Source organism: Stenotrophomonas nitritireducens, from assembly GCF_001431425.1.
Classification (GTDB): domain Bacteria; phylum Pseudomonadota; class Gammaproteobacteria; order Xanthomonadales; family Xanthomonadaceae; genus Stenotrophomonas; species Stenotrophomonas nitritireducens.
This window is the reverse complement of sequence record NZ_LDJG01000036.1, coordinates 1-26,622: the sequence shown is the minus strand read 5'-3', so window position 1 is coordinate 26,622 and position 26,622 is coordinate 1. Positions and strand designations below refer to the sequence as shown.

42 protein-coding genes are annotated in these 26,622 nt (G+C 65.7%); 17 read left to right on the top strand and 25 right to left on the bottom strand.

The annotated features are described in order from the left end of the window. Positions 1–13: 13 nt before the first annotated feature. From ABB22_RS16915 to ABB22_RS16820, 22 genes are all read right to left on the bottom strand, one after another. Positions 14–346 (bottom strand): head-tail joining protein, encoded by a 333-nt coding sequence (locus ABB22_RS16915; protein ID WP_057505416.1) that lies wholly within the window; start codon positions 344–346, stop codon positions 14–16. Next, positions 343–1,110 (bottom strand): hypothetical protein, encoded by a 768-nt coding sequence (locus ABB22_RS16910; protein WP_057505415.1) that lies wholly within the window; start codon positions 1,108–1,110, stop codon positions 343–345. The genes ABB22_RS16915 and ABB22_RS16910 overlap by 4 nt, the downstream gene beginning before the upstream one ends. 43 nt (positions 1,111–1,153) lie before the next feature. Continuing rightward, complete coding sequence (locus ABB22_RS16905) at positions 1,154–2,155, bottom strand: major capsid protein (protein ID WP_057505414.1); 1,002 nt, start codon at positions 2,153–2,155, stop codon at positions 1,154–1,156. Between the two features lie 86 nt (positions 2,156–2,241). Continuing rightward, positions 2,242–2,922 (bottom strand): head decoration protein, encoded by a 681-nt coding sequence (locus ABB22_RS16900; RefSeq protein ID WP_057505413.1) that lies wholly within the window; start codon positions 2,920–2,922, stop codon positions 2,242–2,244. A gap of 1 nt (position 2,923) precedes the next feature. After that, positions 2,924–4,339 (bottom strand): S49 family peptidase, encoded by a 1,416-nt coding sequence (locus ABB22_RS16895; protein ID WP_057505412.1) that lies wholly within the window; start codon positions 4,337–4,339, stop codon positions 2,924–2,926. Further along, entirely contained in the window at positions 4,329–5,810 is a 1,482-nt protein-coding gene (locus ABB22_RS16890; RefSeq protein WP_057505411.1) for a phage portal protein, read from the bottom strand. Before ABB22_RS16890 ends, ABB22_RS16895 begins: the two co-directional genes overlap by 11 nt. Continuing rightward, positions 5,803–6,021: a phage head-tail joining protein gene (locus ABB22_RS16885; protein ID WP_057505410.1), complete on the bottom strand. Its 219-nt coding sequence runs from the start codon at positions 6,019–6,021 to the stop codon at positions 5,803–5,805. The genes ABB22_RS16890 and ABB22_RS16885 overlap by 8 nt, the downstream gene beginning before the upstream one ends. A gap of 1 nt (position 6,022) precedes the next feature. Then, positions 6,023–8,062: a terminase gpA endonuclease subunit gene (locus ABB22_RS16880; protein WP_244481357.1), complete on the bottom strand. Its 2,040-nt coding sequence runs from the start codon at positions 8,060–8,062 to the stop codon at positions 6,023–6,025. Between the two features lie 22 nt (positions 8,063–8,084). Beyond that, positions 8,085–8,588, bottom strand: a complete 504-nt coding sequence (locus tag ABB22_RS16875) for a DUF1441 family protein (protein WP_057505408.1) — start codon at positions 8,586–8,588, stop codon at positions 8,085–8,087. A 109-nt stretch (positions 8,589–8,697) separates the two neighbouring features. After that, entirely contained in the window at positions 8,698–8,832 is a 135-nt protein-coding gene (locus ABB22_RS18935; protein WP_275452922.1) for a hypothetical protein, read from the bottom strand. Further along, positions 8,832–9,131, bottom strand: coding sequence for a DUF1064 domain-containing protein (locus ABB22_RS16870; RefSeq protein ID WP_057505420.1), 300 nt, complete (start codon positions 9,129–9,131; stop codon positions 8,832–8,834). Before ABB22_RS16870 ends, ABB22_RS18935 begins: the two co-directional genes overlap by 1 nt. Before the next feature lie 53 nt (positions 9,132–9,184). Further along, a complete protein-coding gene (locus ABB22_RS16865; RefSeq protein ID WP_057505407.1) occupies positions 9,185–9,763 on the bottom strand; it encodes a hypothetical protein in 579 nt (192 codons plus the stop codon). 238 nt (positions 9,764–10,001) lie between these two features. Next, positions 10,002–10,610: a glycoside hydrolase family protein gene (locus tag ABB22_RS16860; protein WP_057505406.1), complete on the bottom strand. Its 609-nt coding sequence runs from the start codon at positions 10,608–10,610 to the stop codon at positions 10,002–10,004. Continuing rightward, the gene (locus tag ABB22_RS16855) at positions 10,594–10,896 is read right to left on the bottom strand and encodes a phage holin family protein (protein ID WP_057505405.1); all 303 of its coding nucleotides are present in this window, start codon (positions 10,894–10,896) and stop codon (positions 10,594–10,596) included. Before ABB22_RS16855 ends, ABB22_RS16860 begins: the two co-directional genes overlap by 17 nt. Before the next feature lie 148 nt (positions 10,897–11,044). Then, positions 11,045–11,545, bottom strand: coding sequence for an HNH endonuclease (locus ABB22_RS19065; protein ID WP_082592196.1), 501 nt, complete (start codon positions 11,543–11,545; stop codon positions 11,045–11,047). Between the two features lie 267 nt (positions 11,546–11,812). Further along, the gene (locus ABB22_RS16850; protein WP_057505404.1) at positions 11,813–12,424 is read right to left on the bottom strand and encodes a hypothetical protein; all 612 of its coding nucleotides are present in this window, start codon (positions 12,422–12,424) and stop codon (positions 11,813–11,815) included. Next, positions 12,421–12,789: a Ref family recombination enhancement nuclease gene (locus tag ABB22_RS16845; protein WP_057505403.1), complete on the bottom strand. Its 369-nt coding sequence runs from the start codon at positions 12,787–12,789 to the stop codon at positions 12,421–12,423. The genes ABB22_RS16850 and ABB22_RS16845 overlap by 4 nt, the downstream gene beginning before the upstream one ends. 5 nt (positions 12,790–12,794) lie before the next feature. Beyond that, positions 12,795–14,231: a replicative DNA helicase gene (locus ABB22_RS16840; RefSeq protein WP_057505402.1), complete on the bottom strand. Its 1,437-nt coding sequence runs from the start codon at positions 14,229–14,231 to the stop codon at positions 12,795–12,797. Continuing rightward, a complete protein-coding gene (locus ABB22_RS16835) occupies positions 14,231–15,253 on the bottom strand; it encodes a DUF1376 domain-containing protein (RefSeq protein WP_057505401.1) in 1,023 nt (340 codons plus the stop codon). Before ABB22_RS16835 ends, ABB22_RS16840 begins: the two co-directional genes overlap by 1 nt. Before the next feature lie 2 nt (positions 15,254–15,255). Beyond that, positions 15,256–15,495, bottom strand: coding sequence for a hypothetical protein (locus ABB22_RS16830; RefSeq protein ID WP_152984239.1), 240 nt, complete (start codon positions 15,493–15,495; stop codon positions 15,256–15,258). A 122-nt stretch (positions 15,496–15,617) separates the two neighbouring features. Continuing rightward, positions 15,618–15,926, bottom strand: a complete 309-nt coding sequence (locus tag ABB22_RS16825; RefSeq protein ID WP_057505399.1) for a hypothetical protein — start codon at positions 15,924–15,926, stop codon at positions 15,618–15,620. Then, a complete protein-coding gene (locus tag ABB22_RS16820; protein WP_244481356.1) occupies positions 15,926–16,561 on the bottom strand; it encodes a hypothetical protein in 636 nt (211 codons plus the stop codon). Before ABB22_RS16820 ends, ABB22_RS16825 begins: the two co-directional genes overlap by 1 nt. Positions 16,562–16,647: 86 nt before the next feature. On the opposite strand from ABB22_RS16820, the gene ABB22_RS16815 reads away from it, so the two are divergent. Then, entirely contained in the window at positions 16,648–16,950 is a 303-nt protein-coding gene (locus tag ABB22_RS16815) for a hypothetical protein (RefSeq protein ID WP_244481355.1), read from the top strand. 92 nt (positions 16,951–17,042) lie between these two features. On the opposite strand, the gene ABB22_RS18445 is transcribed toward ABB22_RS16815, so the two are convergent. After that, the gene (locus ABB22_RS18445) at positions 17,043–17,192 is read right to left on the bottom strand and encodes a hypothetical protein (RefSeq protein ID WP_161809377.1); all 150 of its coding nucleotides are present in this window, start codon (positions 17,190–17,192) and stop codon (positions 17,043–17,045) included. 69 nt (positions 17,193–17,261) lie between these two features. Continuing rightward, a complete protein-coding gene (locus tag ABB22_RS18650) occupies positions 17,262–17,732 on the bottom strand; it encodes a helix-turn-helix domain-containing protein (protein WP_057505398.1) in 471 nt (156 codons plus the stop codon). Positions 17,733–17,805: 73 nt separating this feature from the next. Between ABB22_RS18650 and ABB22_RS16805 the strand changes: the two genes are divergently transcribed. Beyond that, a complete protein-coding gene (locus tag ABB22_RS16805; RefSeq protein WP_057505397.1) occupies positions 17,806–18,495 on the top strand; it encodes a helix-turn-helix domain-containing protein in 690 nt (229 codons plus the stop codon). 65 nt (positions 18,496–18,560) lie between these two features. Here the strand turns inward: ABB22_RS16805 and ABB22_RS16800 are convergent, their stop codons facing one another. Next, on the bottom strand, positions 18,561–19,151 hold the full coding sequence (locus ABB22_RS16800) for a hypothetical protein (RefSeq protein WP_152984238.1): 591 nt from the start codon (positions 19,149–19,151) through the stop codon (positions 18,561–18,563). 226 nt (positions 19,152–19,377) lie between these two features. Here ABB22_RS16800 and ABB22_RS16795 point away from each other — a divergent pair, with 226 nt between their 5' ends. The 15 genes from ABB22_RS16795 to ABB22_RS16730 all read left to right on the top strand — a co-directional run bounded on the left by ABB22_RS16795 (position 19,378) and on the right by ABB22_RS16730 (position 26,467). Next, entirely contained in the window at positions 19,378–19,815 is a 438-nt protein-coding gene (locus ABB22_RS16795) for an Lcl C-terminal domain-containing protein (protein ID WP_057505395.1), read from the top strand. Positions 19,816–19,818: 3 nt separating this feature from the next. Further along, a complete protein-coding gene (locus ABB22_RS16790; protein ID WP_244481354.1) occupies positions 19,819–20,343 on the top strand; it encodes a hypothetical protein in 525 nt (174 codons plus the stop codon). A gap of 19 nt (positions 20,344–20,362) precedes the next feature. Further along, the gene (locus tag ABB22_RS16785; protein ID WP_152984237.1) at positions 20,363–20,752 is read left to right on the top strand and encodes a hypothetical protein; all 390 of its coding nucleotides are present in this window, start codon (positions 20,363–20,365) and stop codon (positions 20,750–20,752) included. A gap of 8 nt (positions 20,753–20,760) precedes the next feature. Further along, the gene (locus ABB22_RS16780) at positions 20,761–21,054 is read left to right on the top strand and encodes a helix-turn-helix domain-containing protein (RefSeq protein ID WP_057505393.1); all 294 of its coding nucleotides are present in this window, start codon (positions 20,761–20,763) and stop codon (positions 21,052–21,054) included. Beyond that, the gene (locus ABB22_RS18525) at positions 21,051–21,872 is read left to right on the top strand and encodes a hypothetical protein (RefSeq protein ID WP_057505392.1); all 822 of its coding nucleotides are present in this window, start codon (positions 21,051–21,053) and stop codon (positions 21,870–21,872) included. The genes ABB22_RS16780 and ABB22_RS18525 overlap by 4 nt, the downstream gene beginning before the upstream one ends. Beyond that, positions 21,869–22,195 carry a hypothetical protein gene (locus ABB22_RS16770; protein ID WP_057505391.1) on the top strand — a complete coding sequence of 109 codons (327 nt, stop codon included), beginning with the start codon at positions 21,869–21,871 and terminating at the stop codon, positions 22,193–22,195. Before ABB22_RS18525 ends, ABB22_RS16770 begins: the two co-directional genes overlap by 4 nt. Positions 22,196–22,388: 193 nt before the next feature. After that, a complete protein-coding gene (locus tag ABB22_RS18520) occupies positions 22,389–22,667 on the top strand; it encodes a hypothetical protein (RefSeq protein ID WP_162531816.1) in 279 nt (92 codons plus the stop codon). After that, the gene (locus ABB22_RS16765) at positions 22,667–23,080 is read left to right on the top strand and encodes a hypothetical protein (protein WP_152984236.1); all 414 of its coding nucleotides are present in this window, start codon (positions 22,667–22,669) and stop codon (positions 23,078–23,080) included. Before ABB22_RS18520 ends, ABB22_RS16765 begins: the two co-directional genes overlap by 1 nt. After that, positions 23,080–23,310: a hypothetical protein gene (locus ABB22_RS16760; RefSeq protein WP_057505389.1), complete on the top strand. Its 231-nt coding sequence runs from the start codon at positions 23,080–23,082 to the stop codon at positions 23,308–23,310. Before ABB22_RS16765 ends, ABB22_RS16760 begins: the two co-directional genes overlap by 1 nt. Positions 23,311–23,496: 186 nt before the next feature. Further along, on the top strand, positions 23,497–23,745 hold the full coding sequence (locus tag ABB22_RS16755) for a hypothetical protein (protein WP_057505388.1): 249 nt from the start codon (positions 23,497–23,499) through the stop codon (positions 23,743–23,745). Beyond that, positions 23,729–23,929: a hypothetical protein gene (locus ABB22_RS16750; RefSeq protein ID WP_057505387.1), complete on the top strand. Its 201-nt coding sequence runs from the start codon at positions 23,729–23,731 to the stop codon at positions 23,927–23,929. The genes ABB22_RS16755 and ABB22_RS16750 overlap by 17 nt, the downstream gene beginning before the upstream one ends. A gap of 35 nt (positions 23,930–23,964) precedes the next feature. Continuing rightward, positions 23,965–24,393 (top strand): Lcl C-terminal domain-containing protein, encoded by a 429-nt coding sequence (locus ABB22_RS16745; RefSeq protein WP_057505386.1) that lies wholly within the window; start codon positions 23,965–23,967, stop codon positions 24,391–24,393. A gap of 31 nt (positions 24,394–24,424) precedes the next feature. After that, positions 24,425–24,871 (top strand): four helix bundle protein, encoded by a 447-nt coding sequence (locus ABB22_RS16740; protein ID WP_057505385.1) that lies wholly within the window; start codon positions 24,425–24,427, stop codon positions 24,869–24,871. Beyond that, positions 24,868–26,256 (top strand): RNA-directed DNA polymerase, encoded by a 1,389-nt coding sequence (locus ABB22_RS16735; RefSeq protein ID WP_057505384.1) that lies wholly within the window; start codon positions 24,868–24,870, stop codon positions 26,254–26,256. The genes ABB22_RS16740 and ABB22_RS16735 overlap by 4 nt, the downstream gene beginning before the upstream one ends. Further along, positions 26,246–26,467, top strand: a complete 222-nt coding sequence (locus tag ABB22_RS16730; protein WP_057505383.1) for a hypothetical protein — start codon at positions 26,246–26,248, stop codon at positions 26,465–26,467. The genes ABB22_RS16735 and ABB22_RS16730 overlap by 11 nt, the downstream gene beginning before the upstream one ends. The last annotated feature ends 155 nt before the right edge of the window (positions 26,468–26,622 follow it).

The window sequence follows — 26,622 nt, the reverse complement described above, 5'->3', positions numbered from 1 at the left end:
GGGCGGGCGGGCATCAGGCACCGGCCACCTCCCACAGCTCGCTGGAGGCGTCCCCGGCCAGCTTCTTCACCAGCACCCACTGCTTGCCGGTCGCGATGATCCGGACGACTGCGCCACCGCCGGGCTTCACCTCTGCCAACTGCAGGCGAATGCGGCTGGACAGGGTGGCCACCGGCGCCAGATCGTCATCCCCGAACTGCTGAACACCCTCGTCCAACATCACGGTGCACGGCACGGACTGGATGCCCCCCTTTGCCGTGTAGGAAGCAGCGTCCGCTACTCCAGCGTTGCGCAGCGCGCCGAAGGCCAGCGCGTCAAATCTCTGAAGGAATGCCTTTTGGTTCATGGAGCAGGCCTCGCGCTCTGCATGGCCTTCTCCAGCTCTCGCCCCAGGTAGAACGGCATCAGCTTCTGCCACGTCTTCTCGGCCATGCCGAGAATGTCGTAGCGTGGCCGATAGCGGGCGTCGCTGGTGAAGATGAAAATGGATCGCACAGCAGAGCCCCACGGGGTTGCGATGCGCTCGTAGATGCCAGGGGCCAGCCGGCCGCGCTTGCGCGTGAGCACGAAGTACTCGCCACCGCGCGCGCGCTTGCGCGTGTTGCGCCGCCTGCCCGCACTGGTGTCGGACTGGTTCTGGTAGTGGTCCCGCTGGGCCCCGAGCTGCGACAGGATCTTGGTTACCTGGCCGGCAGGCACGTTGCCAAACTGGTTTGGCGCCGCCCCCTTGCCCATCACCGCGAACTGCGATGGCGAGAGCAACCCGCGACTCTGCAGCAGCCGCTCGAATCCCTTCATGCGCCGCTGGCCACCATCGACCTCAGCCATCAGGTACTTGGCCGGCGGCGTGCCCTTGAATGCCTCGTCGCGGATGTACACCTCCGCAAACGGCCATTGCTTCGTCGCCTTCCGGTACATCGTTGCGTTGACGGTCAACGGCGTTGGCCGGTCGAAGACACGCGACGCCTTGCGCTTCCACTCCTCTCGAACCTCGAAGGCCACCTGATTGGTGGCCTGCCGTGCGGCAAACGGCAGCTGGTTACGCTCCAGCTCCGTCAGGCGACGGCCGAGCACGTTCTCGGGGTCTACCCCGATCCTGATCTGGGCCATATGACCTCCAGCCCGGCCCGCTCATGCGGGCCAGGCCTTGGGCTTACTTCGCGCCCGGCTTCAGGCGGATGACGGCATCGGGGCGGGTGTTGATGTTCAGCGGGTTGGACTGGCTCTCCAGCTGAATGCCCTTGTTCATGCGCATGGGGGCGGTCTTGCTGTAGTACGGCAGACCGATCCCGCGCACGGTCTCCAGGTAGTCCGCCGGTGCGAAGCGGGTCAGGAACATGTCCGGCACGCCCAGCGGGAACGCGATCGCCTCGTTGTCGGGCAGAGCGATCTTGCTGCCCGCACTACCCGGCAGTTCCTCGAAGGTCACATCCCCGAACGTGAAGCCCTTGCGCAGATCGGAGCGCAGCGCGGCGCCATCCTGCCAGCGCTTGTAGGCCTCCTGAACCTCCGGGTGATCGACCAGCGCATCGAAGAAGCCGGCGCTGCAGAACACGTGGATGCCGGTATAGGGCACGCCGCCCAGCTTGGCTTCGATCGCGCGCTTGATCGAGACGACCTTGGAGCGGACCTTCGTGTCCGGCTTGGTCAGCTCCATGCCGATCACCGACTGCTCGACGCCGAACTCGTCGTAGAAGTCCAGGATGACGGAGCCATCGGCATCCAGTAGCTTGCCCTGCAGCGCGCCCATGCGGTGGTACTCGATCGTGTAGTCCAGGTCGCGCTTGTGGACAACCTGCAGCCCGTTGACCACCGCCGCCACGTTCGTACCGGCCGGGTCAGCCGGGTCCCACACGCCGAGCAGCTGGTCGGCCATCACGGTCGAGTTCTGCGGCAGGTGGGTGGTTTCCAGCAGCTTCACCTTGCCGCGGTCCAAGCCCTTGGGCTGGCCCGGCGAGCCGCGCGGGACGTTCGGCACCAGTACCAGCTTGTTGTCCTTGATGCCGATCTTGACGATGGTGGTTCCGACCAGACCCTCTTCCTGGAAGAGGTTCATGTCGGCGATACGCGTGGAGATGCGCGGCAGGTTGTTGATGTAGGCGTTCAGCTCGCCGAAGCCCAGCGCACCCAGCGCCAGAAGGATCTGCAATTCCATGGTCTTGGTCTCTCTCGGAAAGGGGATACGAAAAGGCCCCGCCGAGGCGGGGCCGTGTGTCACGGGTTGAGGCGGGTTGACCCGACTCAGGCGGCGTCGATGGTGATGGTGTCGCTGGTGGCTTCGGTCAGGTCGGTCGCGGTCACCTTCAACGTGTACTCGCCGGCGGCGCTCAAGGACGCCGCATCCCAGGTGATGACACCACCCACGGCCGCCTTCGCGCCGCCGCCGGCCAAGTTGCCGGTGCCGCTGGCCTTGGCCAGGGTCACGCTGACGGTGCTGCCGGTGACCAGGGCGCCGAACACGTCCTTGACGTGGGCAACGATCGGCCCGAGGACTTCGCCTGCCTTGCCGACCAGCGGGGTGTCCACGAAGACGAGATGATGTGCGGCACCGGAAGCGATCGGCGTCTCCATCCAGCGGGTGATGATGCCGGACTCGGCCAGGCTGACGGCCGCCAGCAGCTTCTGGTCAGCGGTCATGCCGCTGGCCCAAGCCAGCTTCTCGCCGAAGACCTCGGCATCACGGGCCACCGCTGCGCCCTTCACGGCCAGCGCGCCGGTATCGGTACCGGTATCGACCGGGCCATACAGCACCTTGACGGCATCGGCACCGTTGACGGCGATGGTGTTGTCCGCCTTCAGCAGCGTACCGGCAGCAAGCATGCCCTGCCCGGCCGGAATGCGGATCAGCTCGCGGCTGCGTTCGCCGCTCGCCTCGGACAGCAGGAACTCGCCGGTGCGGGTGCCGGCCAGGGAAATCTCCATATCAGTTACCTCGATTCTTGTAGATGTTGGTGGGGTCCAGCTTCGCCTTCACTTCGGCGGCGCGTGTTTCGGCCGTGCTGGCCGGGTGTGCGGTGATGACCTGCGAATTGCGGCCCTCCTCCGCCTTCATCGACAACAACTGGGTGCGTACCGTGTCGAGGTCGGTGTTCTTCTCGATGAAGCTGGCCGCCAGCGCTTCGCCGCCGGCAACGGTGGCAGCGCAGGCGTCCAGGACACCGTTCGCGTACTCCAGCGCGGCGGCGCTCTCTTCGCCGAGCTTCTCGCCACGACGGAGCAGTGCCATGCAGATGGTCGCCGGCAGGTCGCTGGCTGCCACCGTCGCGGCCAGGCTGGGCTGCTCCGCAGGCGCCGCCGCCGACGCGCTCGCCGCAGCCGCTGGCTGGGTGCCGCTTTTCTCCGCGATCACCTTGAACTCATCGCCCAGCAACGAGAACGCCGACTTGGCGCTGGCATTGGCCTCCGGGTCACCGTCGTCCGCGTCGTCGCCGGCCGCCGCTGGCGCGGGCGTGCCCCCGGCACCCAGATGGGCGATGAGGTCATGCCAGGTGCCCAAGCGCGTAGCAAAGCCGATGTCCACCGCCGCCTGCCCCCGATACGTGGCCGCCTCGGTGGCGCGTACTGCGTCCGCCTCCATGCCCAAATTCCGGGCCACGGTGTCGACAAACAACGTGCGCATGTCCTCCAGGTCGGCCAACGCCTGGGCGTGGGCTTCCTCGCTGAGCGGGAAATTCGGGTTGAAATCGACCTTGCGCGCACCGGCGTACAGCGGCGTGACCTTCAGGCCGATCTGAGCGTTGTTCCCGCTCCAGTCGTAGTGGTAGGCCACCACACCGACGGAGCCCACGGTACCGGTGCGACTCACCCAGATTTCGTCGCAGGGCGATGCCAGCGCAAAGCCGGCGGAGGCCGCATAGTCATCCACGAGCGCATAGAGCGGCTTGCGCCCACGCGCCTGGTAGATGTGGTCGACCAGATCGAAGCAACCGGAGGCCATGCCGCCGGGCGTGTCCAGGCGCAGGATGATGGCCGTCACCGCGTCATCTTCCAGCAGCTCGTCGAAGGCGGTGCGGATTGCCGCGTAGCTCACCGGACCGGGACCACTGGCCCCGGGCATCGGGCGATTGACCATCGCACCGGACAGGTTGATCACGCCGATTACCGACTGGGTGACACCCACCGTCTCGCCGGCGGAACCGGTCACCTCGAACCGGTCGGCGCGCAGCTCGCTGTCGGCGCTGGTGATCTTTCCTTCCAGATAGCCGCCCACTAGCGCCTCGCCGATGGCCGGCTGCACCAGCAGCGGCTGATTGAGGACCGCGGCAGCCAGCGTGGCCACCACCGGGGCCTTGTTGCCACGGTTGAGGAGTCGGGCCAGCAGGCCGGGTTTACTCGTCATCGTTGTTTCCTTCATCGTCGGCGGCGCTCTCGGCGCCGGTTTTCGTGCCCTGCCGCGCGCCCGAGGCGTTGGTGCGGCGGGGGTCGCTGTCGTAGGTCAGGCCCGCCTTGTCGGCGCGGTCGTTGTCGTCCTTCTGCTCGCGGTCAACCTGCTCGGGGTCTTCGCCAGAACCCAGCACCACGGCGGAGCGCGACTTGAAGCCGGCGCGCACGGCCTTCACTTCTGAATTGACGTCCTGCACCGGGTGGCTCCAGGGCCAACCCTCCGGCACCCACAGCGTTTCGGTGACGTCATCGCGCAGCGACGCATAGCCCTGCACCTTCAGCAGCCCGGACAGCACGGCCTGGTCGAAGAACGCATCGCGCACGCGCTGGCAGAACATCGGGATCATGAAAAGCCACTGGTCCTGCTCGATGACGCGGCGGAACTCATTGAGGATCAACCGCAGCGCACGGTCCGACACGTTGCGCAGGTCACCGGTCAACACTTCGTACGGCACGTCCTGGCTGGCAGCGATCGCCAGCAGATGCCCCCGCAGGAAGTCGCCGTAGTCCGCACCGGCTCCGGGCGGCTCGGAGAACTTCACCTCGGTGTCCGGCGGCAGCTCCTGCATCGTGCCGGGCTCTAGCCCTCCAATGGCGGCCCCGTCGTCGTCCTCACCGGTGATCAGGTCGCCGACAGCCTCGCCCTCTTCGCCATCACCGCTGGACTTCTTCGTGATGAACCCGGTGAACAGGTTGGCCAGGGCCTGCCGCTCCAGCACCGCATCATCGAGACGGTCCAGGTTGAACATCCGCAGCAGCGCGGGCGCCGAACCCGGCACGCCTCGGATGGCACCTGCACGGTTGGGGCGATACAGGTGCAGGACCTGGTCGGCCGGCACGCGGACCAGCTCATTGCCGTTTACCGCAAGGTGCTGGTCACCGGGGTGTTCGCGGAACATCCAGTAGGCGACGCGCCGGCCGATCTGATCGAACTCGATGCCCTGCCGGATGGCGTTGCCGTTGCTGGCCACGCCGTTGTAGTGCTGCGGGCACTGCTCCGACTCGATCAGCTGGACCTGCAGCGGGACCGGCAAGCCATCCTCGCGGCGGCGGTACCGGAGCCGGGCGAACACCTCGCCGGCCTCCTTCCATTCGCGCCAGGCCAGCGCCTGCAGACCACTCCAGTCGAGCACGCCATCAGCATCGGCGTACTTGCCCCAGCGGCGCCAGAGCTGGGCCACCTGAGCCTTGTGCGCCTTGCTTCCCCAGATAGCCTTCGCTTGGATGCCCGTGGCGATGCCGTTGGAAACGCTCTTGTTGAGCGCGCTGACCATCCATGGGTCGTTGCGCGCCAGATGCCGTGCCCTGGCCAGAAGAGTTGGCAATCCCAGCAAGGCCCCGTTTGGGCCCAGCGACATGGGCCGGAACGTGCGCAGGCGACGACCGTTCCCGGCCGCGCGGTAGCTGCCTTCGACTGCTTCAGACATTGCCCGTCCCCGACTGGTAGAGGCGCACCACGCGCTGCCGGCGACGAGCCGGCGCGGTGCCTTGCCCGGCTTCTTCGCGCATCTGCTTGAGCAGCCGGCGCATGGCGTCCAGGCTCTGGTAGGTCACGGTGCGGTCGGCGTATCGGACGCTCAGCACCCCGGCCGCGATCGCCTCTTCCAGCGCCGCGGTCTGTTCTTTCGTAAATGCCATTTCAGCGTCCCAGGTACTTACTGCGTATGACGCGGCGCGTGCGCGCTCGCGGCGGTGGCGCCGGTGCGGCGTCGTCCGCCCTCACGTCGGGGTTGTCGTCCCATTCCGCTGCCCACGACGGCGGCGCGGTCCAATTGATCGCCGGCACCTTCATCCACAGCGCCAGGCCCTCGGCATAGCCGCACAGGTCAAATGCCTCGTTGCGTCGGTTGGCCAAGTTCTCCCAACCCTTCGCAGTCCGGGACTCGGCGGTCAGCTCGGCGTAGAACGCCTCCGGCAGCCAGTCAGGGAAGTGGTAGTAGCCCGGCCCCGGCTCGGCACGCTTCACGTTGGCACTCACGGTGTCCTTCAACCGGTCCACGTTGAGCAGCAACTGAGGCACATCACCCTTCGATCCTGATTTGCGGTCCTTTCGCTTGCTGCTATCCGGAAAGGTCTCGCGGAACAGCGGGCCTTCACGGCGCGTATCGCCCTTGATGAGGCGGACCCGCGTGTGCAGATTCCGCACTTTGAGCGACCGCCAGAACTCCAGGGCGCGCACCGAGGTGCCGGACTTGCCGCCCCAGTCGATGCCCGTGACGCGGATCGGCATGGTGCGGCCAGTGCCATCAGCCAGCGGGTACCGCCGTGTGATGACCTTCTCGACCAGGCGCTCCCAGTCTTCCAGGTACTTCGGCGGGTCCAGCGGCAGGAAGCCACCGGAGCCGTCTGGGCGCGCGGAGGTGCGCAGCGTGAAGGAGTCCACGACCCAGCGCTCCAGCTGCCCGGACTCGCCGATACCAAAGCCCAGCACCAGCACCACGAAACGATTGCCCTGCACGTCCACGGTGGCAGCGAGGAACCGCACGCCCGGCGGCACCGCGCCCCTGCCCCAGTCCTCCGCCCGCTTCCGCATCTCGTTGGGGTCGCTGACTGAGCGTGCGGCCATCGGCACGTAGTTGATGGCGCCGTCGACGTTGTGCGTCGTCTTCAACGGTCGCTCTTCTCCGGTCGTGGCAAACGTGCGCAGCGCCTGGAAGTAGCGCTCCACCAGCGATTCCCACGACTGGTACGCCGCCGCCACACCGCCCAGCCAGAAGCTGGCGATGCGCGCCTCCTGGCGTTCACCGGTAACCGTCCCATCGGGATGGACCACCTGCCCCTCTGCCGCCCAGACGCCCGAGCGGTTCATGCCCTCCTTCCACCGGTGCTGCAGGCCCACGCCGCAGTGCGGGCAATGCAGCAGCGAGTAGTGCCGTGCCAGCTTCTGCACGTCATCCAGCACCACCCGCTCGAGCAGTTCCTCCAGCGGCGGCAGCGCGAAGCCGTCATACCCTGGCGCCGCTTGGAAGCGCTCGCCACATTCTGGACATGGCCAGTACCAGCGGCGCCGGTCGCCTCGCGCATACAGCGCGGCGATGCCGGCGGCCGGCGGGCCCTGGTGGGGGTCGCTCGGCTTCCAGGCACCGTCGGCATAATCGGTGGCCGGGCTGGACTCGGCCACCACCATGCCAGCGGACATGTAGGTCTGCGTGCGCTTTAGCGCCAGGCCGAAGCACTCATCGATGGCAAGGTCGCCAGTGTAGTTGTCCACGTCCGTCATCAGGACGTCGTGGATATCCTTGCCCGACAGCACCGAGACCGACGGCCAGCCCATGCGCAGTGACATGCCAGAGCGGAAGAACTTCAGCAGGATGTTGTCGTCGTGCGCTCGCGGGCTCAGCCTCGAACGCAATTCGGGGCTGGCGGCAATGCTGCGCGAGATGCGTGTTTTGCTGTAGTCCTCCGCAGCGTCCTTCGACATCTGCACAACCATGGCGTCGGCCGGGTTGCACGTGATGAGGTAGGCCAAGCGCGCATCGATCAGCGAAATGGTCTTGCCCGAGCGAGCAGGCCCGACGAAAACCACAGCCTCGTAATGCCGGCTGCCGGTGGTATCCAGCGGCTCGACCATGTACGGGGTCGTGTGCGGGTCCCACGCGCCGGCCGCGCCGGCGGCGTTGGCCACCTGCAATGCCTTGGCCCCTTCACTGACCAGGATGCGCCTGGGCGGTCGGATCATCTCGGCAACGCCGAGGCGAACGCTACGCGCTGTCGCGTACGTCGTCATCGGTGATGCCCTCGTACATGGATTGTCGGACGCGGTCGCACTCGTCCTGCACCTTCACGACCTGGTCCGGGGTCAGGCCCGCCTTACGTTCCAGCACGTCCGGCAGGGTGTCGAAGAACTGCACCACCTTTTTCACCAAGTCGGCGTAGTCAGCCTCGACCTCAGCAGCCGGCACCAACTGGCCGATGGTGGATTCCACCTTCAGCCGCTCGTTCTCCGACTGGTAGTAGGCCCGACGCTCCATGGGGGGCAGGTCGCGCGGATCGACGACCGCATCGGCCCCAGCACCTTGGGCAATCGGATCGACCAGGGCGGCAGCCGCATCGGCAAGGCGGTACACGTCATGGCCACCGCGCTTGGCAAGCGGCGGGATGCCGGCCTCCTTCAGCCGCTTGGAGGCCGTGCGCCGGTCCATGCGGAACTCTTCTGCCAGCCGGCCAATCGACCAGCCTTGGGAGAATTCGTGGATGTCGGCCATGTCCTACCTAATGCACAACGTGTTCAGGGCGAAAACGCCATTTCTCCCGGGGAAAACGCAAAAAACGCCTACTAGTGGTGGAGCACCCTAGAGGCCGAAAAACTGGAAATCACCGGGGTCCGAATTCCCCCCGGTGAGCAAAATCCCGCCCCGGGGCCCCCGCCCGGGCGAACCACACCACCGCGCGCAGATACCAGCGCACCCACCAGCGCCAGCCGATGGATGCCGTGACCGTCTTGGACATCAGAACTCCTCCACCGCCCAGCCGCCGCCGTCCTTCTTCGGGCGCACGCGCACCGCGATGAACCGGAACGGGTACTGATCGGCCGCGATCTTGATCTTCGCCCTGGCATCGTCCAGCCAGAACCCCTTTACCTCGCGCATCTCCATCACACCGTCAGCGGCCAGGACTGCGAAGTCCGGGGTATAGAACGTCTTGTCGGCGAGCCGCAGCTTAATGCCCTCGAACCGGAACCACAGGATCTCGCCTGCGTGCTGCAGCGCGCTTAGGTGTTCGGCATACGCCTTCTCGGTCTGGTTCATGTCCCCGGGCTTGAGCCGGCCGAGAGCCAGGTATCCACCTCCGGCCCTGCGCTTCACCGATCTGGAACCTCGATGGCACAGCCAGCGGCTACGACCGCGCGCCGGGTGTCGATCAGCTCCCGTTGGAGCCAGCCGATCCATGCGTCTGCCCGGTCTCCTCCTGCAACAAGATGCGTCGCGCCTGCCCACCGAAGCTCGGCGGCAGCATCTTGTCCTCGGGCAAAGACCGCAGCTCCACCGGCGCCGGCTCCGGGCGAACCACAGGCCCACTCCGGCCGCAGCTGCACAGAACCGCGGCGCAGAGCAGCGGCAAGATCACGTTCGGCACGGTTCGCATCGTTGATGGCCTTCTGGTAACGGGTGTCGTTCGCCTGCCGGGCTGCGGCCAGGGCGGTGGATGCAGCGCGCGCCTTGGCGGCTACGGCGGCGGTGGCTTCGGCCAGCTGCTGCAGCGTTGCGGCGTGCTTGGCGTTCTCGGCCGCGCGCGCCTGGACCTCGGCTTGGTACTCGCCGCGCCAGTGCGAACCGCCCCAGCGGTAGCCGAATGCCAGTACCAGTAGGGCCAGCAGCAGGCCGGCCGCCCAGCGGGTCAGGTCCGCATAGGGGCGCAGTGGATCAAGGCTGATGTTCATGCTGCGCCACGCCCGCGACGGTCTAGGACCATATCGCCGTACCAAGCACCCCAGCGGGTATAGACCCACAGGCGCCAACCGGACGACGGCTCTGCCATCTCAAGACGGACAAGGCTGAAGCTCATCAGCCTCCAGCACGGCCATGTCTGCGGGCCATGCATCGGGCGCAGATGCGGCCGGAAGTGCTCAATGCTCCCGTTCAAACGAATACGCATTCCTACCTCCACGCCCTCACGGGCTACTGTTCGGCCACGCACTTGGCATGGCGCTCCTGTTGTCGTGTCCAGACGCCTTTGCAGCCCTTCGGCCCCCAGCTCTGGGGGAGCGAGCAGTCCCGGCCGCCCTGCTTCCTCCATGCCAACAGGGCATCGCATGCCGCCCGGTAGTGGAACGCCTGGCCGGCGGGCGTCCTGGCCTCCACGGTCGCCAGCAGATGCCGGCGCATGCTCGACTGCCGCCAGTTGCCGATCCCGTACTGGCCGATGAAGTCCACGTACAGGTCGAACTCGCCCTGGGTGAGGGACACGCCGGGAATGGACGCCTTGAAACGCGCCTCCTCCTCGCGGTGGAGGTTCCGGGCCAGCTCGGCAGCGCGCGCCCTGGTAATGGGTGCATCGGTCAGCCGTACCGGACGGCCATCCTCATACCGGGTGGAGCCGTGGCCGATGGTCGGCACGTCGCCTTTCGTCGGGATGTAAGGCTGGTGCACCACCTGCCCATCGGCACGAACCGCCGTGGGACCGTCGCCTTCCTTCGCCACCCAGCCTGCGAACGCCGCGACACTCAGGGCCAGGCCCACCGCCAGCACGCGAACCGGTCCGCCCTTGGACTCACTCGATCCGGCCATTGCGGTAGCTCTCCATACGGGCGGCATGCTCGACGGCTTCGCGCCGGTCACTTTCGGCATCGCGTGCCGCCTCGCGCCGGTCCTTGCGCCGGGTGTAGTACCACTGGATGAACAGGCCCACGGCCATGCCGGCGATACCAGCGAAGGCAGCCAGATCGCTCGCGGACAGACCACCGACGAATGCTGTGCTGCCACCGACAATGGTCGATACCTTGCCCACGGTGATGAGCGTCGCGTCCGCATTCTCTTGCACGGTCTGGTCCCTGTAGTTCGCCCGGTTCGGCATGTCGTCCTCCCGGATTTGGAGCCCGCCGCGCCACCGGGACGGAGGGGCCCGGTCGGTACGGCGCAGCGGGCGGAAAGGTGCCCGTCACCACAGCCCGGCAGGGCCACAATGGTTGATCCGGTAAGGATGACGGGCAGATATTGGGCGCCTAAGCAGCCACGTGATGAAATGGGTGAAGCTCAGCTTTCGCCGCCGAGTACGCGCGGTGCGCCTCCTCTTCGGTAGCGAAAAGCCCAAGATCTCGGCGAACTCCGTTCACCTGAATCTGAGCCCGCCACCGCTCCTCTCGGCGCTTCCAGCAAACTCCCAAGAAGCGCGAAGTACGGTTTGAAGAGAGCGGCCCGTGAAGGTTCTGATTGTTCTCGCCAGGTGATGCCTGGCGCAGGTTGGAGAGCCTGTTGTCCGATCGCACTCCATTCCTGTGATCCACTTGCTGCAATGGCCATTCCCCGGTCACAAGCAGCCACGCAAGGCGATGGGCCGGATAGCCACGTCTGGCAATTCGCACAATTCGATAGCCATCTGGATGCAAGGTTCCGGCATCCGCCCCTTCCCTGACCTGATTGCCAGAGCTGGTGCGCCATCTCAGCACGCCTGATTCAGGGCAATAGCTAAGCAGCCCCGCAACTTCCGCGTGGGTTGGTTTCATGTTCTTGATCACCTTGCAGCGGTGAGGGTGGACGGGCGTAGAAGGTCCGATCACCACCGCTGGCTAGGCGGTGTCCGGCCATGGCGGTAGCCGGTGCGCTGCAGCTTAGGTAGCAGCGCGCCGCCGGCCCCAATCGCCTCACGGCGAGCGGAGGGGTTTTCGGCGCGGTGGTGATCGGGTTGAAAAGAAAAAGCCCGGCTGGTGCCGGGCTTTCGTCGCGTGATGGTAGGAATGTAGGGCCGAAATCGCGCGGCTGTCACCCGCGCACTACGCAGCCGATTGCTGGAGCGCGTGACAGAAACGGTTCGCTGCGCACTGCTCTGCCTCAAGCATCTGGGTCAGCAGCCAGTCCACAACCTCTGCCCACCCTTCCCGATACGTCGAATCACCAACGCCCATGGCCGTGGCGCGCTCGCGGTTGCTCAGGCGCTCACCCTTCATGTAGCCGATTGCCACTGTGGCGATATCGGGCATGCGCTCTTCCAAGCGTTCGGGCCACAGCCTGTCGCGCGCAACGGCAACCCTCGCCTTGAGGATTTCCAGGTGTCGCACCGTGCGCTCCTCCCGGTCGCGATTGAACCGGGCCATGCAGTCGGCAATGCCCCAGGTCGCGCGCGCGTCGGCGTAGTCCTTCGACCGCCGGTTTCGCTCCTCAAGCGCCATGCGCGTGATGCCCTCCAGCACCCGCAGGATGTCGCCGCGACTGGGGTCCGGTCCATGCAGTAACTCCAACAGGTCGCGCCCGATGCCGGCAGGCACCATGCCCAGGGCCCCGGCGATGTCGATGTTGCTCAATTCCGCCACGCCGCCGCCGGCTGCGCCGTCCAGTCGTGCAACGGTTGGGTTCAGCCGCGCCAGCAGCTCGCGCACATTGCTCATGCCGCTCTCCTTTGTTCGATCACGTAGGTCTGTTGCTCGATCAGCTCGTCGTCCGAGCCGTAGGTCTCATGGAACACGCGCGAGCCATCCAGCAGGCTCGGGCCGTAGATCGCCCGCATCCACGCGAAGGTGTTTCCCTCCAGCGGGTGCCGGCGGTGGTGCCAAGCGCACAGCGCATACCCGAACATGTGCCCGCGGCGGACGTTGCCGCTCTTGGCGTGGTTGTAGTCGCAGCCGATCACAACCAGCTCCGGCGCCAGCAGGTCGGCGGTGACGAGCGCAAGGCACGCCATGCAGGGGCCTTCCTTCGCCTCCACGATGCGCTCGGCTTCTGCCGCGGTGGGCGCACCGGTCGAATGGGACATAGCCATCAGTCCTCCTCCGGGGCCAACCGGCGGCCGGCGCCACCGCCGAAGAACCGCGTCTTTCCGGCCTTGCTACCCCGATCCGGCTCCGCCGGCAGCGGCAGCGGACCGTCCATGTCGCGCAGCGCCATGTGCGCGTAGTCGTTCGCCAAGAAGATCGACTTCCCGGCCTCCACGTCGCGGCCCTTCGCCAAGATCAGCTCAACCACCCCACGCATGTGCGTGTTCTTGTCGTAGTAGTCCTCGCGGTGGATGAAGATGATCATGTCCGCCTTCTGCTCGATCTCGCCCGACTCGCGCAGGTCAGCCATGGTCGGCCGCTTGTCGGAACGCTGCGACAGCGCGCGGTTCAGCTGGCCCAGCGCCACAACCGGGCAGCTGAACTCCTTGGCAAGGGTCTTGAGCCCCTGGGCGATCTCGCCGTACTCGAAGCGCGCCAGCTTCGCGTCGATCTTGAAGTCATGGATGTGGTCAACCACCAGCAGACGGATGGGATTCCGCGCGTGCAGCGCGCGCGCCCGGGCCATGAGCTGGCTGATCCGCAGGGACGGCGTGTCGTCAATGCTCAGTTGCAGCGCGCGCCGGTCCCGCACCGCGCCGGTTACCTTGGACCAGTGCTCGTCGGCACCGCCCGGCGCCAATAGCCAGTCGTGGGGAACCCTGGCCGCGGCCGAGATGCCACGCCGGTTGATCTGCTTCTTGCTCATCTCCAGCGAGAACAGGGCGACATGCCGGTCTCGCGCCGCGAAGTCAGTGATGTTCAGGCCAGCGATGGATTTGCCCATGCTGGGACGGCCAGCGAGGATGATCAGGTCGCCGTCCTGCAGCCCGTGTGTCGCATCGTTGAGCGCCGCCCACGGGGTCGGAACGCCTGTAACGGACGTGCCCAACTCGAACCGGTGGCGCAGGTCATCGAACCAGTCCGGAAGCGTGTCGGTGACCGAGACCAGGCCGCCCGTTTGGCTGGGGGCGAGTCCCTGCATCAGCGTCTGCGCGGCGGCGATGCCTTCGTCAGGGGTGAAACTCGGATCGAACCCCGCATTGGTGATCTCCGTTCCGATCTCGATCATCCGCCGGGCAAGCGCCTTGTCGCTCACGATCTGCGCGTAGCCGGCGATGTTCGCCGCCGACGGTGTAGTGGCGGCCAAGTCGATTAGGTAGGAGCCGATTCCGTCGTCATCACGGTCGGCAGCCCTGGCCTGAGACTCGAACCACTCCCCCAACGTCACTGCGTCGAACGGCCGATCGCGCGCCACCATCTCCCGGATCGTCCGGTAGATCAGCTGGTGGTCACGGCGGTAGAAGTCATTGGGCTGCAGCAGCGCCTCCACTCTGCCCCATGCTTCCGGGTACTGCAGCAGGCCGCCGATGACTGCCTGCTCAGCGGCAACGCTCTGCGGAGGCACCCGCAGGTGCGCCAGCGCCTGGTCGGCGTCGTACATCAGCCCGCCTCCTCGCTCTCGACGCGCTCGAACAGCTTCAGCATCGTCTTGGGCTGCGTCAGGAACTCGAAATCGGGGGTCCAGTTCTCGTGTCCGCGGCCGCCGCCCTGCCGACCGGAGTGGAAATCGTCCTTGGCGGCGACGGCGAAGTACTCGGCCCAGAACTCAGCCGGGATGCGCTGGTGCCCCTGCTCCCGGCAGATGTCGCGGGCGATGGCGATGCACCGCTTGACCTGGTTCCGGCGGTTGTCGCGCCCCACTGCAGCGTTCACCGTCGCCAGCAGGCCGCCATTCGGCTTGACCAGCCTCGAGGCGTTCCATGCCGCAATGGCTTCGTCCGTGACCTCAGCCAGCCGCTGAGCCTTGTCGCCGCCCTTGCCACCGTCGGGCGAGACGTCATCCGGCGCAGCCGATGACGAATCCGAGCGAAGCGAGGATTTAAGCTCCTCTTTCCCTGTCCCTGTCCCTGTCCCTGTCTCTTGCGATCCCGACAGGATCGCACCCCGATCACAACCCGACTCACGTTTCTGTCCGGTAGCAATCGCTGCGGTACGCTTACGGGAAAGGGCCCGCGATTGGGGGTTGAGTGCCGACAGCAGCGCGCGGGACTCCCGAATGGCGTCCTCGATGGGGGTTGGGTCGAACTCAACTCCCCACCTCTTGGCATTGCCAGCGCCGCCGCTCAGGCGCTGCGCCAGCTTCTCCAGCCAAGCCTCCAGCGCCTTCTCCGCCACCACCGGATGGTAGTAGCGCCCATCAGCGGCAAGCACCCAGCCGCGAAGGGCATGCTCCTTGATACGGGGCCAGCTCTTCGACTGCGACAGGTGCGAGAGCATCTTGTCGTTGTCTGGCAGCGATGCAGCAGGCACCTGGTGCCAGCTCACCAGCCACAGGGTCATAGCTGCGGACCGCTCGTCCCCGCTTCCGAGAATCCACGTCTCTGAGGTCAGCAACCGCTGAACATCGACCGGCATGAAGGCGAAGTCACGGAGGTCCACGTCAGCGGGAACGAGCGGTTCCATCGTCAGCCCTCCCCGTCTTCCATGGCAGCCTGGAGCGCGGCTATCAAGGCTGGCACATGGACGCGCGGGACGAACACCAGCGTGTCCTCCCGCTCAAGGGCATGTGCCTCCTGCCGAATCACCACGTCGTCATTGGTGTTCACGTAGACGGCCACACCCCGGACCGTCGGGAACACCACAGCATCCCTATCGCCCGCCCAGTCGAACCTCAATCCCGGATTGCTTTCTTTGTCGCTATTCACTGCTTTCTCCTACATCGCCTACAAAGGGCGCATCCGCCAACCCGGTAGGCTCGGGCTGTCCGCCGGGGATCAACCGGCGTTAGGCGCATGCGTTGTGACCTAAAGGCTAGTGCCTCGTGGAGCTAGTTCCCTTCCGCTTCCGCCAGATCGGCGAAGCGCAAGTTCTTGTTGATCCGGTCTTTCAGCGAGCGCACGCGAGCCTGCTTCACGGCCAGCATCTGCCCCGCGGGAACGCGGTCCTCCTGCAGCTCGTCCAGCTGCTTCTGCAGGTCGGCCGCCACCTTGCGCAGCCACTCCGAGCGCTTGCCGATCCACTGCGCCGCCGGCTTCCCGGAAGCGCGCGCGCGCCGGTCCAACTCGGCGCGCAGCTGCTCGTCGGAGTAGCGCGCGAGCCCGAACGCGCGTGGCTTCGGCTTTGCGTCCTGGGCCATCAGCGATCCCCCAGCAGCGTCACGAAGCGGCGCTCGACGGTCACTGCCGCGATCACAACGTCTTGGCATGCGTCCACGATCTTCCTGGCATGCGGGCGGTCACGGTCATCGATCACGCCGTCGGCAATGGCCGGCGTCAGCGCCGCGACCAGCTGGCCGAAGTCGGTCATCAGGCTCCCGATGCCGGCCGTGTCCGCGTCGGGCGCGATGTGCGCCAAGCGGACCGGAAGCATGCCCCGGCGCGCGGCAAGGTCGCGTTCGCAGTCACTGCGATACGGCTCCGGCAGGCTCAGCACCCAGGCATCTTCAAGGTCGGCCGGCAGCGTCTTCACTGTGCCGTCCATGTAGCGCCGCAGCGCCTGGCCGTTGGCCTTGAGCGCATCGGCCAGGTCGTCGCCCTCGCCCAGCCGGAACGGCACGGCCTTCTTGTCTCGCATGTGCGGCGCCACCAGCGCGAAGTAGTTCTCTGCCACCTGCATGGCGAAGCTGTTGGCGTTGGTCGCCGTCTCGTTGAGCAGGCGGTGCGTGTAGGCGTAGATCACCTGCGCGCGCGGAGGCAGAAACTGCCTCCCCAGCTTCATGCCATCGGCGGACGCGCCGGGCAGACTGCCGGCCATGGAAGAGATCACGGACATTTCAGGTGCCCTCCCGGGCCAAAAAGGCGCCGCCCGCCTTGCGGTAGGCTGCTGTTTCCACACGAACAGCCCGCAAGGAGGGCGACATGGCAAAGAAGGAACTGACGAGCGCGCGAAGCGAAATGAACGAGATTCGCCTGCGACTTCGGAAAGCGGAGGCGCATCTCAACTACTCTCTCGATGTCTTTGGCGATTCACTCGGGAAGAAGCACGGCTGGAAGAACACGCTCGACGGCCTCGAAGCCGTGAGGTACTACTTGATGCAGAAGCACCACTGGACACCGAGCCAACTCCAGGCAATGTCACTGGAAGACTTGCGATTTGCTTTGACCGAAGAAATGCATGGCTGGAGGCTGCCAAAAGATGCAATCGGGCCAAAGGGCAGCTGACACGGCCTGCATCTAAGGCCAGTTTCCGACTACGCAGCCACTCCATTCGGCTGCGTAGTTCCTCTATCGTTGGGCTACTGCGCACCTTCATCTCAGGCCACCTCCCTGGCACGCAGCATGTGGTCGGCGAATTCGTAGGCCGCCACGCTGTACTCGGCCATGTTCGAGTAGGTCTTGCGGGTGCCATCGGGTGCCATGCAGCCCCAATCACCCTTGACGACCAGCGCGGCCAGTGCACGCATGGCGAACTCGTCGCGGAGGGTCCAAGCGGCCGGAACAGCCGGAGTTCTCTTCGGAACGGCGCTCATGGGCTACGCGACCTCCACCGGGACGATGCGTGCGGAATCGGGGTCTTCGGGTTCCTGGGGCGCATTGGCGGCGGGAGCCTGGGCGCCGAGCAGGCGCAGCACCTCCGGCACGGCCGGCAGCGCGCTCTCCTCTTCCCAGCCTTCCACCTGCTCGACGGGCAGCTGCAGCACCTTCGCCAGCTGCTTGTCCGTGGACAGGCCCAGCCGGGCGCGCAGCGCGCGCTTGCTCATGCGGGTATCGATCAGAACCTTGGCCGCGGCATGGCCCGTCACCGAGTTCAATACCGGCTGACGATCGACAAAGTCAGCCGGGGTCAGGCGTGCCAACTTGAACGCCGCATCAGCGCGCGGAGACTTCGTGCGGCCGGCGACGATCTCGCGGATGGCGTTGGCGGTTACGCCGATCCGTTCGGCGATCTGGCCGGGCGTAGCGCCGGCCGAAATGAGCTGCGCAATGTGTAGTTTCCAGTCCATGACGAAGAAATCTACAGAATCCTGTAAATCAAATCAACAGCATTCTGTTACAGAGTTCTGTGACCATTCTGAGATGGATACGATCGGCAGTAGGGTTCGGCGGGAGCGTGAGGCTCAGGGTATTGAGCGGCGGGAACTCGCCTCGATGACCAGCATCGGCTACAGCACCATCTCGGAACTGGAGCGTGGTGGCATGCAGACCACCACGAAGCTGCGACTGATCGCCGACGCCCTCGGCGTCTCGCTCAGCTGGCTGGAAACCGGCAAGGGGCCGAAGTCCTCCGGAATTCAAGGGCCGCGCACACCATATGTCTTAGAGCCTGAGACGCCGCTTCGCTACGTTCGCGTCGAACAACTGGACGCCATAGGGGGCATGGGAAGCGCAGTGGTCAATGACGATCATCCAGAAATTATTCGATCCGTTGAGTACGGAGAGGCCTACATCAGGGCGCTTATCGGTTTTGTGCCTCCACCTGGCCGGCTGAAGCTCGTGGCCGGAGCTGGTGACTCAATGCGGCCGGTCATCGAGCCTGGCGAGGCGACGCTCATGGATTCCGGCGTAACCACCTTCCAGGGGGATGGGATCTACTGGATCGGGCTCGGAGACCGTGATGACGGCCATCAGATCAAGATGCTGCAGCAGCGAGGCGACGGCCTGTGGGTCGTGAGCGCCAACCCGCTCTATCCGCCATTTCCTTTCCCTGAGCACGGCCGTATCGGCGGCCGGCTTTACATCCGGCACAAGATCGATCGATTCAACTGAAGCGCGGCGGCAGCCCGCAACAATCCCGCTCAAGCGAGGTCTCTTATAGATCAGTGCCGCTGCCGTCAGTCCTCCCTGGGGGTCGCCTTGGATCTGTGGATGACCGCCTCAAAGCGGCCCAGCCACTCTCGAGCCTGTTGGATCGAGTGCTGATAAATGAGGCCATCCCGCTTGGACTCTACATCCTGAAATACCACATCATGGATCGGTCTAGCCACATCACTGACAACCAGGCGTAGCTCGACTCGCTTCACTTTTGCTACTTGCGTCTGTTTCCCAGTCACCGCGCCTACTACAGCGCCAACACCCCCAAGCAGCACACCCCCAACTGCCGCGCCAGCCAGCTGACTGGCGCGCGAGGTCGAAGTGACGACAAATCCGTCCTCATGGATCTGCGCCGAAATCACATCACCATAGCTCAGTAGCCGATGGAAAATGCCCTCGCCTGATCGGTACACAAGGGCAATCTTCAACCTGCTTTCGTCAATAACGAGAGCTGTGCGCCCATCTTCACCGACTCGAATGTAGTCCCCGCTGAGCTCAGGAATACCGGAGATGTACCCCCCAATTCCACGTTTGTTTGCCTGAGCCACGACTATCGATGTGACGGCACCAATCACTACCAGAGCGACTAGTATCAAGATGAAGGCGATCACCGGGCTATCCTTTGCGGCCAATTGACCCTGAACCATACCGCCTCTAGCCGACGATAGGCACCTGGCGAGACCAGTTAATCAGGGCTGAAGAGACAAACACGCGAAGCAGCACACCGCACGCAACAGAAAGTTACAGAATCCTGTTGACATTGAATTACAGGATTCTGTAGATTCACTCCGTCGCCCCAAGACCAGCCCATCCCGGGCCGGGGCACGGAGACCGCAAATGTCCGGTAGCACCGCTCCCCGCTTCCAGAAGATCGTCCCCACCCCGCCGCCGGTCCACGAGACCGTCCTGGACACCTCCACCGGGCTGGAGTGGCAGGCCGCCCCCTTCGCCGAGTCGATGAAGCACGCCGCAGCCGTCAAAGCCTGCGCCGAGCTGCGCCTGGGTGGGCATGACGACTGGCGCCTGCCGACCCGCGCCGAGCTGCTGACGCTGGTGGACGACACCCGCTGCTCACCGGCCATCGACACCGACGCGTTCCCGAACACGCCGAGCACCTGGTTCTGGACTTCCACGGTCTACGCCGCCGACGACAGCTACGCCTGGTTCGTGAGCTTCGGCTACGGCTATTCCTACTTCGACTACCGCGACGGCTACCTCCGCGTGCGCGCAGTGCGCGGCCCCGCGCGTCAGTTCTCGGCCTCTTTGGAGCGCTGAACCATGGGCGCGCAGCAGTCCAACGCAATATGGGCGCTGAGGCGCGCCCTCCTCACCTCCCTGCTGGTCGCCCTGGGCGGCTGCGCCGCTCCGGTCCACCCCGAGCCCGTCTCGTCCTCGGTGCTGGCCGTGAACGGCGAAGTCGCCATCCCGGCCGACCTGATCGTGACCAGCCCCCGGATCTGCGCCGCGCTCGCGGTCTACGACATGGCCGACCACGACGATTGGGGGCTGCGCGCGACCATCGCCATCACCGCATTGAACGCCTTCCGCGCTGCCGACCGCGCGCCGAACTGCGCCGCCGGTGTCGGCGCGGCACTCACCCAGGAGTTCTCGGCGCGCCGCTGGCAAGCCGCGCTCGATGCCGTGGACGCCGTGACCAGCGGCTCCTACTCCGTTTCCCCCGACGCATGCACCCGGGCAACTGCGGTTGCCCCCCTGTCCTCCGTGGTGAACGCCGAAACCCCGACGGCGGCCCGGGTGCATTGCGTCATCTACGACCTCGCGTTCGTCAGTGCCGCGCCCTGACGCGGCCCAGGAGAAGCCCATGCAACGCATGATCTCGCACGACAGCCCGCTCCCCACCTGCAGCGCCGGACACCCGGCCAGGCTCATGCCCTTCGCGTCGATCCTGGGCGAGACAAAAGCCAAGGGCCTGCCGGTGATGGTGTTGTCCATGGTCGATGGCGATTTGTATCTTGCCGACCGTGCCGAAGAGAGCCGCGAGGTCATCAGCGACGCGGTGCTGAAAGCCGGCCCGAACTTCCGCGCCGCGCTCGACCCGCGCCGCCTGATCTCGGCCCTCTCTTCCGTGGACAGCAACGTGATCGCGCTCCACGCGCCGGAGAGCGGCAAGAAGACCGCGAGCTGGCTCCTGTACGAAGACGAGGGCGACCACGCGGCGAACGCTCACCTGATCGTCCAGATCAATCTCTGAGGCACGCCATGTCCGAAGACGCCCAATGCGCGCTGCTGCTGGAGGCCATCTCCAGCCGCCCCATGACCGCCCTCGAAATCCTGGCTGAGCTGGGCATCGCGCGCGCCAGCGCGCGCATCTACGACCTGCGCCGCCACGGCTACGTCATCCACTCCACCGAAATCGTGGTGCGCAATCGCCAGGGCAAGCCCTGCCGCGTCGCCCGCTACAGCGCGCCGACCGCCCAGAAGCTCCTCATCCCCCACATGCCGGGCCGCTCCCGGTTCACGCATCGCCCAGGCAAGAAGGACGCCAGCCCATGACCACCGAACACAACGAGCAGCAGAAGTACGTCCGCGGCGAGCTTGGCGCCCAGCCCGCCGCAGCGCAGGAGGCGGGCCAGCGGTTGAGCGAGCTGCTGTGCAGCCTTGCGGAGAGCGGCCAGGTCACGCTCGACCCGTTCGACTCCAACAGCATCGACGCCATCGTCGCGGCCGTGCTGGGTGCCGCCCCCGTCACCGCAGCGCCGATTGGTAGCGACGCATGCCCAGTGACCGGTCTGCGGTTCTACGACAACATGGAGCATCCGGAGCGCGGCATGATCGCCATGTATGGCGGCCCGTTCGACGTGTACTCGATCCCCGAGCTGGGCGACGACGACGAGCTGCGCCGCGAGCGCTATGACCTTGACCGTGGCGACTGGGTGGAGGGTGGCGAGCCGCTGGGCTACTTCTACCGCGAGCAGCAGCTGGAGGAAGGGAGCACCCCCGCAGCGCCGGGGATCGACCTTGAACAGTTGCGCCGCAATCTGTGTGTGATCGGGGTTGTTGGACAGATCGACGGGTACGACGTGATCCGTCGCAACTCGATGCTGGAGATTGTTGACCGTGCACGCCTGATCGACGCCAGCCCCAAGGGCGGGAGCGAGGCCGAGGTGATGCAACTTCGGTATCAGCTCAATTCCCTGCGCCAGCTTCTTTCCGGCTTCGACATCGCCGTCCAGAAAAACCCGTTGCAACCGCCGTGCACCTACTTAGAGGAAGTGCGGCTATCGCATGAGTTCCAGCCGGGTTGCGGGCATGAGGTCGCTGCTGCGCTGCGCAATGCGTTGAAACCAGAATCCGAAGGAGCGAAGCAATGAGCCGCAAAGAATGCACAACTCCGGCACCAGTTGTCGTGGGGGATTGGATCGCAGACGCCCCCGGAATGATTCACCCAGAGATCGCCAAAGTCCGCGCGGTGTACTGGGACGACATCGCTGGTGAGTGGGTCGCCGACCTGCAAATGTACAGCCGCACCGGTGGACGTCGGCGGTTTGAGCCTGCGGTGCCGATGAAGGCATGGCAGCGGATCGAGAAGCCCGACTTCCCCGTCAGCACCGATATGTCGGGCTTCCGCGATTGGGGCCCGTATCTCAATTATCTGCCGGCAGCGCAGGCCAGCGATGCGGAGGTGCGGCCGTGAGCACTCGCATTCCCTACAGCCGCACCGGCGACGACATGGACCTGCCGCCAGCAAGACCTGCGGCGACTGTGTTCACTGTCGTCGCTGCACGGCGATTTTCGGCCATATCCCCGAGGACGAGTCGTGCGATTGGAGCCCGTCCAGGTTCCGCGAGGCCCAGCAGGCCAACAGCCACGGCGCGGGGGGATACGCCATGAAGGTTTTCTGTGTACACGATGTCGAGTGGTGGATCGGTAACAGCGCTGAATCCGTCCTGGAAGCTGTGATTGAGGAATACGGCTACACCGAAGACGACATCGCAATTGACGATGTCGAGGAAGTGATGGACGCAACCCTTGACGAGCTGAAGTTCACCGACGCAGACGAGAACGAGCGGCCCACCGGCGTGGTTCGCTCGTTCCGCGAGCAACTGGCAATCGAACTGGCAGAGGGCGGAGACTTCCCGCGCCTGCTCGCATCGGAGGAATGGTGATGGCTGACCCGATGCAGCAGGCCCGCGAGCTGCTCGCGGCCGAGATTGGGGCGCCGGTTACGGCTGGCAGCTTCGCCGGCAGCTTGCCGGCCGGGGTGCATGCAGATGTGGCTCTACGCGCCATCACCGCCGCCCTGCGCTCCGCGCCGGAGGGGTTCGTGATGGTGCCGGTGGAGCCGTCGATCGGCGTGCTTGCGAGCATGGCAATCAGGCGAGATCACGGGCTTGGATGCCCTGGGTACTACGACGCCCCTGTATTTGGAGCAGAGAACGTTGGGCACCAGTGCAGGATGGAGGTCGCCATTGGCGAAGCTCGCCAGCAGTACGCAGAAGTGGTGGGCAAAGGGTTCTACAGCTTGGATCGAGAAGGACATTACGCCGGGCTGGCCGCCCGCCCGCAGGGGGTGAGGTGATGGCTGGCGACATGGCGTGGATTCGCAAGACCTACGGCGTGCCGGCAAAGCGTGGCGCGCGCGTGGCATATCTCGGGAACGGGACGACGGCCAAGGGGACGATCCGCTCGGCGAGCAATGGGCGTCTGAACATCCAGCTCGACGGCGACCGCTTCACGATCCCGTTCCATCCGACATGGAAGCTGCGCTACCTGGACGCGGACAGCCCGCAGGAGGCGAGCGAGGCGTGACGCCGAGCACGACAAGCACCTCGCGCGCGTCTACCTCACCGAGGCGCGCAGCCGCCGGAACAATCCCATCAATCGGGGCTTCTACTGGACCCTGCTGCGGTGGGCGGCAAACGCCCGGCGCCGCGCTACCCCGCTGCCCGAGCCGGCCGTGATGTCCGCCGTTCCGGCCCAGTTGGAGCTATTCGCATGACCCGCAGCATGACCCACCTGCAACGCGCCGAGAGCTTTCGCATCAGTCCGGCCATGGTGAAGGCGCTGCGCCGGCTCGCTCACGGGCAGAAAGGCTTGGATGAGGACACATACCGGGCGCACGTCCGGGCGGTCGGGTGCGCAAGCACCCTGGACCTCACAAGGTCGCAGCACACGGCGCTGCTGCAGCGCCTGGTCGCCCTCCCCGACAGCCCGAAGGGCCGCGGCAATGCTCGGCGCGCCTGAGCAGCTGGACATCTTCGGCTATCGCACTCGGCGCCTGGCCGAGATCAACCGCGTCGCAGCCGATGCAGCGCGCGTTGCCTACAACTTTCCCCCGTCCGTCCGCGACGAACGCGTGCGGTTCTATCTGGCCGAGGCTGAGCGATACGAGGCATTGGTCGCCAAATGCACGCCGTCGATGGCGTGACCCCTGCTCCATCTACCACCGCCCTGGAGGGCATCATGACCGAGCAATCCCGTTTCACCCAGCATGCCGACGGCGTCGTCTACGAGCCGGCCCGCGATCTTCATTGGACGCAGGACGACGTAGCCGGTGGCCGCATGACCCATGCCGATGCACTGGCCGCCGTCGCAAAGCTCAACGCGGAGGCGTTCGGCGGCTTCACGGACTGGCGCCTGCCGGAGGTCGAGGAACTGTTCCTCCTGGCTGACCGCTCGCGCTGCAGCCCTGCCATCGACATCACGGCCTTCCCGACCTGTCAGTCGGATTGGTACTGGACCGCGACCGACGACGCCAGCGAGGAGAAGGACGAGGACACCGGCCACTCCGATTACGCCTGGATCGTGTACTTCGGCTACGGCCTTTCCAGCTTCAGCCTCCGCGGCAACCTCAACCGCGTGCGCGCAGTGCGCGGCCCCGCGCGTCAGTGATTTGCATATTGGCCTGACCTGACCGAGCCCGATGACCTTCCAGCTGCCACCCATCGCAAAGACCGCCGAACGCCTGCTGCTCGAAATAGAGCGGGCGGTCGCCGGCTTCCCTCGCCGACACCGCTACACCGCTGGCGCGGAGCTGCGACAGCAGGCGATGGGTATCACTGTGCTGGTCCATCGGGCATGGCGGGACAGAAAGCAGCAGTTGGCCCTGGTTGAGCGCGTCGTCTGGGAAGTGGACGCGCTGAAGATCAGGATGCAGCTGTGCAGCCAGCTTCGCGCCTTTGCGAGCCTGGCGCAGTTCGAGATGCTGGCCCGGATCGCCCGCGAGCTTGGCAAGCAAGCGGGCGGCTGGCATCGCCAGCAGAGCAGTCCGCACCCAACCGGCCAGAATGCGCAGGGTCGCCAAGCCCGTGCGCAGCGTGCCGAGAAACTGAGTACTCGCGGCACCTCCAACTGGGAGGTCTACCGATGACGAGTCCGTGCTATCCGATCTCGGCCTGCGCGGATGGGTTGCAAGATCGCGGGGACAACGCCTGGATCGTGAACTTCGACAACGGCAATTCCAACATCAACAACCGCGACAACAACAACCGCGTGCGCGCAGTGCGCGGCCCCGCGCGTGAGTTTCAGGGTGCAGGGGAAGCGCAGCAGGTCACGCTGCGCGACCTCCATGCTGCATGGAAGGCGGCGCGTCGGCAGAAGGTGCCGAGCGCCAATCAACTCGACTTCGATACCCGCTGGGGCGACCGGCTGCTGGATCTGCAGGAGCAGATAAACGCCGGCACCTGGTCGCCCCGGCCCACCACCTGTTTCGTCGCCACCCGGCCGAAGGCCAGGGAAATCCACGCTCCCGATTTCGGGGATCGGGTTGTCCATCACTGGCTGATACCGCAGCTGGAAGCGATCTACGAGCGGACCTTCATCGCCGACTCGTTCGCCAACCGGCGCGGCAAGGGCTCGCACGCAGCGGTGCGGCGGCTACAGGCATTCGTCCGACAGGTCCATAGCGGCCAAGGCGGCGGGTACTACCTGCAACTCGACATCGCCAACTTCTTCAACCGCATCCACCGGCCCACGCTGTACCGGATGCTCAAAGCGCGGATGGAGCGCCGCCGCTTGCCATGGATCGCGCGCAAGGCCGCGCATGCTCTGCTCCGGAACTCGCCGCTGGAGATCGGGGTGCGCCATGTCGCCACGGCGACCGACCGGGCGATGGTGCCGCCGCACAAGCGGCTGGAGAACGCCCCGGCCGGCTGCGGTATCCCCATCGGCAACCTCAGCAGCCAGTTCTTCGCGAACGTCTACCTGGACCGGCTCGATCAGTTCATCAAGCACACGCTGGGCGCACGGCGCTACCTGCGCTACGTGGACGACTTCGTGCTGGTGCACCACAGCCGCGAACAGCTGCTGGAGTGGAAGACCCGCATCGTCCAGTTCCTGGCCGACGAGCTGCGCCTGTCGCTGAAGGAGGATGCCGACCCTCAGCCGTTGGCTGCCGGTATCGACTTCCTCGGCTACGTGGTGCGGCCGACGCACTCCACCGTCCGCCGCCGCGTCGTCTCGCATGCCCGCGCCGCGCTAGCGGCCTGGGAGAGCGCACACAGCGACGCCGGCCGGATCACCGGAACGCCCGATGACTTCCGCGCCGTGCGCTCGATCTGGGCCTCGTATGAAGGCCATTTCCGGCATGCGAATTCGCACCGCCTGCGCGCCGGCTTCCTCCGTCGATTCCCCTGGCTGCCAGCGGCAACCCGCTCGCGGCGCCACCCGCTCCGCGCCGAGGGGCGCCGCATCACCATTCACTGCCACAACCCCGGCAAAAGCCAAGCGCAACAGGGAGGCCCTCATGGCCGCTAACGACTACTCAACCTTCTGGCTTCTGTTCGGCAAGTACGGCGCCACCATGACCATCGAAGACGTGCGCGATACATACTTCCCCAGCGCGACCTTGAAGACCATGGCAAACAAGCACAGTGCTAGGCTGTTGCCGCCAAGGACCGGCGATGTCTACGACGTTCGGGACGTGGCCGAATGGTGGGACACCCAGCGCAAAGCCGCGGCGTCCTGATCGCTGGTCCGGACCATGGAGAGGCCGCCTTAGGGCGGCTTTTTCATCCCTGGCCGGCAGAGTTGTGGCGCATCACTCGGTCAAGCTTCCGTGCGAAATTTGTACCAAGGCCAATGAAATCCTTATATGCCAATATGTCCGTCCAGTCCATCATC